We start from the raw sequence: 8,038 nt of genomic DNA, 5'->3' as shown, positions 1-8,038 counted from the left end.
TGCTGCCGCCATCGAAGCGGCCCTCGATCTTGCGTCGGCCCAGTCGGCCAAAATCAATCACGCCGACCTCATCGGCAGTTGTTTGCGGTGTACAGTTTGGTTTCGGCATTGCCCGTCCTCTCATCCAGATTCGATACCTCGATGTTCGGGCATTTCAAGGGCAATGCCGTCCTCGTTTCTACGGACTACGGTGAAATATCCGGGCTAGGGGGCGTGGAATGACGCGCCACGCCACACCCTACGGGGCTTTTGAGATCGACTCCATGCCCAGCCAGCCGCAAATCGGCCTGTGTCACGGCTTTTTTGTCGATGTGGACAAACGCGGGCAAGGACTGGCCCACCACCTGAAACAATCCCAATTTGATGCCCTGGCCTTCAGCCAATACGACTACGGCATGTGTACCTGCGACGCCGCCAACAACGCGCAACAGTCCGTCCTAAAGCGCGCCGGATGGTACGTGCTTGACGAATTCAGCAACCGCAAGACCGGCGGCACCACCCAGATTTGGGGCCGCGCCATTGCCCCCGAAGAAGACCCGCATTTGCCATGAAACCCACCTACACCCAGACCCCCGAAGTCTTCCAAAACTGGCGCAAAAACCAGCCCATCCGCCCCGGCGCCCTGGATCACGAAAAGCACGGCAGCCGCCAGCCCGATGGCAGCGTCAAAGACTTCACCGGCAACTTTGTGTCTGCCACATCCACCATTCAACCCAGCCAGCGTGTGACAGGTGGCGGCGCGTAAGCGGAAAAACTGGCACGGCACAACGCCCAAACGCGGCACCATAGCCGCTACGAAATACCCAAAAAACAACATGGCATTTGAACTCGAACAACACGAATGGCTGGCCGAAGCCGTCGAGCGCGAACAGCGCCAAAAACTGGCACAGGACACCGACCCGGCACAGCTGGCATTGGCAGAACGCATCAAAGCGCAAGCCTTGAAACGACTCGCAGACAGCCGACACGCACCGGGGCAAGAGGCCGCATGACACCCCCCGGCCACTTCGATACCTGCACGCACAACTGCAACCAGGGCCGCAACTGCCACTGCCCCAAAGGCAACGACATGGGCATCTTCCCGCCCCTGTTGACCGGCTTCATTTTTGGGGCACTGGCCACCATTCTTTTCACCACCCTGCTGCTGATTCAATGATGAGGCGCATCACCACCGAAAGACCACCCCACCATGACCACTGAATACACGCTGCAAGTCCTGAAAGACTTGGAAGCCGCAAAAGCCACCGGCGCAAGCCCGGAACTCACCGAACTGGCCGCGATTGAGCTGCTGGAACTGCACACCGAATTGCAAAACCGCTACCCCTTGCCCGATGAACTGTATGCCGGTTCCAAGGACTGGGCCGTGGGCACGTACAACCAGCGCGTGCAGTGGCTTCACATCATGTACGAGGGTGCCAAAGACGAAATCGAACGCCTGACTGGTGAAGTGCAAGCCCTTCAAACCCAGCTTGAAGCCGTAGGCGCGGGCGGTGTGTCGCAACTGGCACCAACCGCTGCACCCGCCACAGCCCCGCAACTGACCGATGGTCAAGACCCAGTGCTGGCCATCATCCAACTGGCCGACGAAGTGGCCGACAACGCCCGCCTGGACGATACCGCCGCCGAGACCGAATCGCGCGACCGCCTGCTGGCAATGGTCAAGGAACTGGTGGCCAAAACCGCAGGCGACGGGATCGACCCGACCAAGGTGCCCCACCAGCACAAGATCGTGCCCGCCAAACCGACCATGTGGCAAATGCAGCACGCGCTGAACGAAGCCCGCAAGTGGTCAGCCGCCGATGCGCCCCTGCCCCGTGGTCAGGAACTCTGGGCCGCTGAAAAGGTGTACGAGGCCATGTTGCAAGCGGCCCCGGCTGTGCCCGAACTGTCACCCGAGACCGAGCGTTTTCAGATCGAATTTGCGAACCTGCCCCTGCGCAAGCTGAAAGACCTGCTGGCCCACGGCTACCAAGTGTCTGGCGTGTGCATCGAAAGCAAGACCGACGGGCAGACCCGGTTCGGTGCAGCAACCACCGGCGGGCGTGTGCTGTGGTGGCGCCACGAACAGCAGCAGCCGACGATTGTCTGACGGCAACCGCAACAAAAACCACACGGGGCTTCGGCCCCGTTTTTCATGCCTGAAAAAATTGAATACCCATGATGTACGACATCGCCCGCCTCGCCGATCTGGCCTTTGATACACCGGGTGTCGTGGTGCCCGCTTTCAGCAACGGGTTTTACACCGTGACGCCAGATGAACTGCAACGCTTCGCCGTCTTGGTAGCAGCGGCAGAGCGCGAGGCGTGCGCCCTACTGGTGGAGAAAAAATGCGCCGAAAACTGGGTATCGGTTGACAAGGTAGCAGCCGCCATCCGGGCAAGAGGCAAAGCAAAACGCAAACCCGACATCAAGCAGTAAATCATTGATTTGCCGCCGGTTCCGAATCGGAACTCACGATGCAACAGGCTCACACTCCGGTGCTGGAAAGATGCGCTGGGCCTTGAGGGCTTCAGCCATCTTTTCCAGGTCGAGCACGCGGGCCAGCACCGAAGGATTGAGCGCCTTCCAAGCGTACACAGCCCCGTTCTCGACCTTCCAGTACGTCTCTCGCGTCAAATTGGTCAAGGCGCCGGTCACAGCGCACGCTTGCGTGATGGCTTGCAAGGCGGCGTTGAGGTCGTGCTTGCGCTGCGCTGCCGCTTTCTGCGCCGCGTGGCGGGCCACCGCAGGGGCTTCGTAGGTCGTCCAGTCCCGATCAACGGCCAGCAGCTTCACCATGTAGCTGTAGAGGTTCTTGGCCCCCAGCAGCGTCTCCCGCGACATCGCCTTCACGACATCGCTCAGGCGTTTGCCCTTGCGGGTGGCAATGCTCATCAGCTTGAAGATGGCAAATCGGTTCAAACCTCCGCTCTCCAGAACGGCCAAGTCTGGCGGGATGTCGGTGGTGTGTGTGTAGCCCAACTCTGGCTCAGGTTCGGTTGCTTGCGCTTGCACCGGCTGTTCCACTGCTTCGGCGTCCAACGGCGGGAATGTTGGTTCACCTACCTCTTGGTCAACCTGCTTCGGTGGCATTGCGATACCGTTACCGGTAACAGTTTCATTTTGAATAGAAACTTCAGCAAGCTCCCCGTGGGAGTGACTCTTTGAAAAAGATTGAGAAGAATAGAAAACGTCCGCCAAAACTGGCGTTACGTCGTTTTTTTCTTCCACATCTTTCACTTGCTCCGCAAATTTGGCGGACGCAGCGGGTAGGTCGGCCACCTCCAGCAAGCCCAGCACCGCCAGCGCCCGCTCCGTGAGGGTCACGTCACTGATCTGCATACCTCGCCTGCGGGACTGCACCTGATGCGTGACAAGCCAGCCTTTGGCAATCAACTCGGTTTTGATGCGCAGCAGTGTGCGGTCGCTCACATGCAGCGCGGCACTGAGTTCCACCGTGCTGACCCGCACCGACTTGCGCACGTCCCGGATGTTGACATTGCGCACGTAGCGCGACAACAGCATGCGCTGTATCCCTGACAACTCGCGCAAGCCGCAACTGTCACAACCCGTCGCACGGGCCAAAGCGCGCCGAATGACCGGCGGAAAATCCCTAATCTCGTCCATCTCTTGCTCCGTTGCAGAGTGGGCCGATATAATCCGGGCAAACAATCACCTCCAAGTGTTTTGTTTGCCTTGCTCGGATTAGTCAGCGTCCATCTGCGCTAATCAAAAACCAGGGGCGGGTTGCTGCTCCAACAGCGCCCGCCCAAACTCATTTTAAGCCACCTTCGTGGCCTCCTTTGCTTGCTTGGCTTGATCCTCAATCATCGCCAACAGTTGCTTCAATACGGCTTCGGCTGCGCTTGCATCGGGCAGCGTCACCGACAGCTTGCTTCCAACTTGCACCACTTCGGCGTACTTCTTGCGCGCACTCCACACCGGGTATTTCTGTGGCTTGTTGTTGGCGGGTTTGGGTTCTATGCCGCCGGTCTTCAGCCAGGCCAGTGCCGCCTTTTGCATCAGTTCACCTGCTGCAATCTTGCTCACTGCCTGCACCGCCAGCTCCGGGTATTTGGTGGCCAGCTCTGCAAAAGCAGGGGCTGCGGTTGAACCGATGGCGCCCGGATTTGCGCGCATGGCCTCATGCACGACTTCGGGCAGCTTGTCAAAAGCCATCAGCTCCGACACCTCTGGCCTGCTGACGCCCGCCTCGTCGGCCAACTCGGACAACGACAAACCCTTGGATTCCTTGCGCGCGGCAAAGCCCAGGTACTTCTGGTAGTCCGTCAGGCTGGGTGCAAAGAGGTTGTCGTAGAAAACCAGGCGCTCGGCTTCATCGTTGTCGATCTCGCGCACCGACGCCTCGATCTCACGCCGCCCCATGCGCTTGTATGCTTCGATGCGGTGGCGCCCAGCGATTACCTCCAGCGCCCCGTCGGGCAGCTTGCGCAGCACCACGGGCGTGCTCAGTGGGTTCTTGCCCAGGTTCTCCACCAGCTCCAGCACCTTGGCCTCGCTGATTGGGCTGGTCTGGTACGGGCTTTCCAGAATCTCATCGACCGACACCATCACCGGGGCGCCGCCCATGCCGGGCAGGTTCTCCAGCACGCGCGTCAGGCCAGCAGCGGACGGGTCGCGCTTCTCGATGCCACGGAACGTCTGGTGTGAGCGCGGCGGAATGTGCGTGGCGGCAAAGCGCACGCCTTCCAATGCCTTGTTCAGCGCATCGGTCTCGTTAAACTGCTTGGCCATTCTTGACTCCTGATGTACCTAAAACACGGGGGATGTTGATATTGAGGCGTTGCAGCAGAATCTTGGCCACCTCGCGCAAGTCGTCCGCCGCTGGCGACGTGGGCTTGGCCAGCGCCACAGGTATGCGGTCTTCAGAATCCAGCGCCCGGTGGAAGTCCTCGCTGCGCCGGATGGTTTGTGCCAGCAGTGCGTCGCCATAGGTGTGCGCCAGGCTGGTGACGTGCAGTGCGGATCGAACCCGGCCCGCATCGTGTTCGTTGCCGACGATGGACAGGTCGGGCCTGAAGCCGTACACCCGCTCCATGTCTTTCAGCACTTGCACCAGGTAGCTCAGGGACTTGCTGCTGAAGTAGTCGAACCGCACCGGACTCACAATCATGTCGCTGGCCAGCAAGGCTGCGCGCGTCAGGCGGTTCTTGGATGGCGGGCAGTCGAACAGGATCACGTCGTAGCCAGACAAGTCGCACAGCTTGTTCTTGCCGCTGCGGCTGTCCGCAATCCATTGGGCAATGATGAGGTCGGACTGGTTGCCTTGCAACGTCACGGCAAGCAACAGGTAGTCCAGGTGATCCAGCATCAGGTCGGCGGGCACCAGATGTGGGCCAGCATCGCCCCACGGCTTCTTGACCGTATCCTCCAGTTTGCGTGCCTCGGCGGATGTGGGCAGCAAGTTTGCAATGGTGTGCTGTACCGTCTTGTCCTCGGGCACGCCGTAGGCTTCAGCCTCCTCTGGGGTGATGTCGCTGTCGTAGCCAAACGATTGGGTTAGCGAACCTTGGAAGTCCAAGTCCACGATCAGCACACGCAGGCCCATCAGGGCGTACAGCACAGCCAGGTTGGCGCTGATGGTGGTCTTGCCAATGCCGCCCTTGGGGTTCCACACCGACATCACGGCGCGCTCGGGCTTGCGGCCTTCGATGCGGTTCAGTCGGTAGCGGGCAATATCGAACAGGTCTTTCGGGTAGAAGGCGCGCGCCTGTCGGGTGCCGGTCTTGTGCAACTCAACTTGCACACCAGCGCGCACGGCATCGCGTCGCAACGTCTCCGCGCAACCACTTCCCAAAGCCTTTGCGGCTGTGCTGACCCGAAAATAAACCATGACGCCCTCCACCGTAGTGAGTATTTGGCGCGCATTGTACGACCGGAACTCACAAGACGGCAGAATTTTTTACACGACCCCGCTGCCAGTACGCGCCCGGTGGTTTGATGGCGGTTTACAGCCTGCGCTGCGCGCACTTCCGCTAAGTTAAGTTATCGGAAGTCAATAAACGAAAAACCGGGAAAAACGTAAAATAAATGACTTGTTACGTAAAAAAAAGACGTAAAACAGGCCAAAATGCGTCAGAACCGCAACAAAGCCCAACAACGACATCCAAAAAAACCACCCCAGAAAAGGTTTCACGTGGAACACCCGCCCGCCAACCAGCTGTCGCGCCGTTGCAACAGCTGCCCCGCGCGCGGTAACATCAGCCCCACCATGACTCCGTCCACGACACAGCGCAAGAAGCTGCCCATCGGCATCCAGACTTTCTCCGAGATCCGCCAGGAGGGGTACTACTACGTGGACAAGACAGCGCTGATCCTGCGGCTGTTGACCGAAGGCAAGTACTATTTCCTGAGCCGCCCGCGCCGCTTTGGCAAGAGCTTGCTGCTCGACACCATCGCTGAGCTGTTCGCGGGCAACCGGGCTCTGTTCACCGGGCTGCATGCCGACGCGCACTGGGACTGGAGCATCTGCTGCCCGGTGGTGCGCATCAGCCTGGGCCAGGGCGTTTTGCACAGCCGTGCTGCGCTGGATACCCGCATCCGCCTGCTGCTGCAGGACAACTACACCCGGCTGGGTGTGGCGCTGCCCGAGGGGCAGGACGCATCGGGCCTGCTGAGTCACTTGCTGCAGCAGTTGCACCTGCACAGTGGCCAGCGCGTGGTGGTGCTGGTCGACGAGTACGACAAGCCCATCCTGGACAACCTCACCGCGCCCGACGTGGCGCGCGAGATGCGCGACGGGCTGCGTGACTTGTATTCGGTGCTTAAGGAGCAGGACGCGCACATCCAGTTCGCCATGCTCACGGGCGTGAGCAAGTTCAGCAAGGTGTCGCTGTTCTCAGGCTTGAACCACCTCAAGGACATCACGGTCGATGCGCGCTACTCGGCGCTGTGCGGCTACACCGATGAAGACATGGACACGGTGTTTGCGCCAGAGCTGCCCGGGCTGGACCGCGAGGAGATCCGGCGCTGGTACAACGGCTACAACTGGGGCGGCACCAGCGTGTACAACCCGTTCGATGTGCTGTTGCTGCTGGATATGCGCGCGTTCCGGCCCTACTGGTTCGAGACTGGCACCTCGACCTTCCTGATCGAGCTGCTACGCCAGCGCCAAACCTTCACGCCCGGCCTGGCACAGCGCCTGACCGACCTGGACTTGCTCTCCAGCTTCGACGTGGATCGCATCGAGACCGATGCACTGCTGTTCCAGAGCGGTTACCTGACCTTGCACCGGCAGGAGGAGATACTGCCCGGGCAGTGGGTCTACACCCTAGGCTACCCCAACCTGGAGGTGCGCACCAGCCTGAACCGGGCGCTGCTGCCCGCGCTGGGGGTGGCGGCATCGCAGGCATTGCACCAGTGCTCGGCCCTGCTGCGGCTGTTACGAGCCCACGACTTCGAGGGCTTGCGCAGCTTGTTCACGGCCTTCTTTGCCAGTGTCCCGCACGACTGGTACCGCAACAACCCGATGGCGCAGTACGAGGGCTACTACGCCAGCGTGTTCTACAGTCACTTTGCCGCGTTGGGGCTCGACATTGCGCTGGAGGACAGCACGAGCCAGGGCCGCATCGACATGGCGGTACGTTTCAACGGCGGCATCTACCTGTTCGAATTCAAGGTCGTGGAGCAGCACCCCAACGGCAAGGCGCTGCAGCAGCTCAAGGATCGGGCCTACGCCGACAAGTACCGCGCGTTGGGTCAGCCCATTCACCTCATCGGGGTGGAGTTCAGCAAGGTGCAGCGCAGCGTGGTGGCGTTTGAGGTCGAGCGTGCGGGCTAGCCCGGATATTTCACCGTAGTCCGTAGAAACGAGGACGGCATTGCCCTTGAAATGCCCGAACATCGAGGTATCGAATCTGGATGAGAGGACGGGCAATGCCGAAACCAAACTGTACACTGCAAACAACTGCCGATGAGGTTGGCGTGATTGATTTTGGCCGACTGGGCCGCCGCAAGATCGAGGGCCGCTTCGATGGCGGCAGCATGACCAGCGATGCCGGGGTGATGCTGCTGGCCGAAGTGGACCGCAGGCTGGGCT

The 8,038-nt window shown here is 60.4% G+C and carries 10 protein-coding genes and 1 pseudogene; 8 read left to right on the top strand and 3 right to left on the bottom strand.

Features of this window, described 5'->3' with window-relative positions; translation table 11 throughout:
- Positions 1–218 precede the first annotated feature (218 nt).
- The 6 genes from CON76_RS10105 (at position 219) to CON76_RS10090 (ending at position 2,418) form a co-directional block, all read left to right on the top strand.
- Entirely contained in the window at positions 219–551 is a 333-nt protein-coding gene (locus CON76_RS10105; RefSeq protein WP_101103234.1) for a hypothetical protein, read from the top strand.
- Positions 548–745 (top strand): hypothetical protein, encoded by a 198-nt coding sequence (locus CON76_RS10100; protein ID WP_101103233.1) that lies wholly within the window; start codon positions 548–550, stop codon positions 743–745. Before CON76_RS10105 ends, CON76_RS10100 begins: the two co-directional genes overlap by 4 nt.
- Before the next feature lie 70 nt (positions 746–815).
- Complete coding sequence (locus CON76_RS13150; protein ID WP_169929033.1) at positions 816–992, top strand: hypothetical protein; 177 nt, start codon at positions 816–818, stop codon at positions 990–992.
- Positions 989–1,156 (top strand): hypothetical protein, encoded by a 168-nt coding sequence (locus CON76_RS13145; protein WP_169929032.1) that lies wholly within the window; start codon positions 989–991, stop codon positions 1,154–1,156. Before CON76_RS13150 ends, CON76_RS13145 begins: the two co-directional genes overlap by 4 nt.
- Positions 1,157–1,189: 33 nt before the next feature.
- Positions 1,190–2,089: a hypothetical protein gene (locus CON76_RS10095; RefSeq protein ID WP_101103232.1), complete on the top strand. Its 900-nt coding sequence runs from the start codon at positions 1,190–1,192 to the stop codon at positions 2,087–2,089.
- A 68-nt stretch (positions 2,090–2,157) separates the two neighbouring features.
- Positions 2,158–2,418: a hypothetical protein gene (locus CON76_RS10090; RefSeq protein ID WP_101103231.1), complete on the top strand. Its 261-nt coding sequence runs from the start codon at positions 2,158–2,160 to the stop codon at positions 2,416–2,418.
- Positions 2,419–2,451: 33 nt separating this feature from the next.
- Here CON76_RS10090 and CON76_RS10085 read toward each other — a convergent pair whose 3' ends face one another.
- The 3 genes from CON76_RS10085 to CON76_RS10075 all read right to left on the bottom strand — a co-directional run bounded on the left by CON76_RS10085 (position 2,452) and on the right by CON76_RS10075 (position 5,746).
- A complete protein-coding gene (locus tag CON76_RS10085; RefSeq protein WP_145995408.1) occupies positions 2,452–3,606 on the bottom strand; it encodes a hypothetical protein in 1,155 nt (384 codons plus the stop codon).
- A gap of 153 nt (positions 3,607–3,759) precedes the next feature.
- Positions 3,760–4,734, bottom strand: a complete 975-nt coding sequence (locus tag CON76_RS10080; protein WP_101103229.1) for a ParB/RepB/Spo0J family partition protein — start codon at positions 4,732–4,734, stop codon at positions 3,760–3,762.
- Positions 4,718–5,746 (bottom strand): ParA family protein, encoded by a 1,029-nt coding sequence (locus tag CON76_RS10075; RefSeq protein WP_169929031.1) that lies wholly within the window; start codon positions 5,744–5,746, stop codon positions 4,718–4,720. Before CON76_RS10075 ends, CON76_RS10080 begins: the two co-directional genes overlap by 17 nt.
- A gap of 465 nt (positions 5,747–6,211) precedes the next feature.
- Here CON76_RS10075 and CON76_RS10070 point away from each other — a divergent pair, with 465 nt between their 5' ends.
- Positions 6,212–7,780, top strand: coding sequence for an ATP-binding protein (locus CON76_RS10070; protein ID WP_101103235.1), 1,569 nt, complete (start codon positions 6,212–6,214; stop codon positions 7,778–7,780).
- A gap of 95 nt (positions 7,781–7,875) precedes the next feature.
- Positions 7,876–8,038, top strand: a pseudogene (locus CON76_RS10065) (IS1380 family transposase); the annotation flags it as partial.

The organism is Macromonas bipunctata (genome assembly GCF_002837135.1).
Lineage (GTDB): Bacteria > Pseudomonadota > Gammaproteobacteria > Burkholderiales > Burkholderiaceae_C > Macromonas_A > Macromonas_A bipunctata.
Note: the sequence above shows the minus strand (reverse complement) of the source record. Positions and strands in the feature narration are given on the sequence as shown.

What these genes read in the sequence shown, in the direction of transcription:
- CON76_RS10105 (WP_101103234.1), top strand. Translation starts at nt 219, where the DNA reads ATGACGCGCCACGCCACACCCTACGGGGCTTTTGAGATCGACTCCATG.
- CON76_RS10100 (WP_101103233.1), top strand. Translation starts at nt 548, where the DNA reads ATGAAACCCACCTACACCCAGACCCCCGAAGTCTTCCAAAACTGGCGC.
- CON76_RS13150 (WP_169929033.1), top strand. Translation starts at nt 816, where the DNA reads ATGGCATTTGAACTCGAACAACACGAATGGCTGGCCGAAGCCGTCGAG.
- CON76_RS13145 (WP_169929032.1), top strand. Translation starts at nt 989, where the DNA reads ATGACACCCCCCGGCCACTTCGATACCTGCACGCACAACTGCAACCAG.
- CON76_RS10095 (WP_101103232.1), top strand. Translation starts at nt 1,190, where the DNA reads ATGACCACTGAATACACGCTGCAAGTCCTGAAAGACTTGGAAGCCGCA.
- CON76_RS10090 (WP_101103231.1), top strand. Translation starts at nt 2,158, where the DNA reads ATGATGTACGACATCGCCCGCCTCGCCGATCTGGCCTTTGATACACCG.
- CON76_RS10085 (WP_145995408.1), bottom strand. Translation starts at nt 3,606, where the DNA reads ATGGACGAGATTAGGGATTTTCCGCCGGTCATTCGGCGCGCTTTGGCC.
- CON76_RS10080 (WP_101103229.1), bottom strand. Translation starts at nt 4,734, where the DNA reads ATGGCCAAGCAGTTTAACGAGACCGATGCGCTGAACAAGGCATTGGAA.
- CON76_RS10070 (WP_101103235.1), top strand. Translation starts at nt 6,212, where the DNA reads ATGACTCCGTCCACGACACAGCGCAAGAAGCTGCCCATCGGCATCCAG.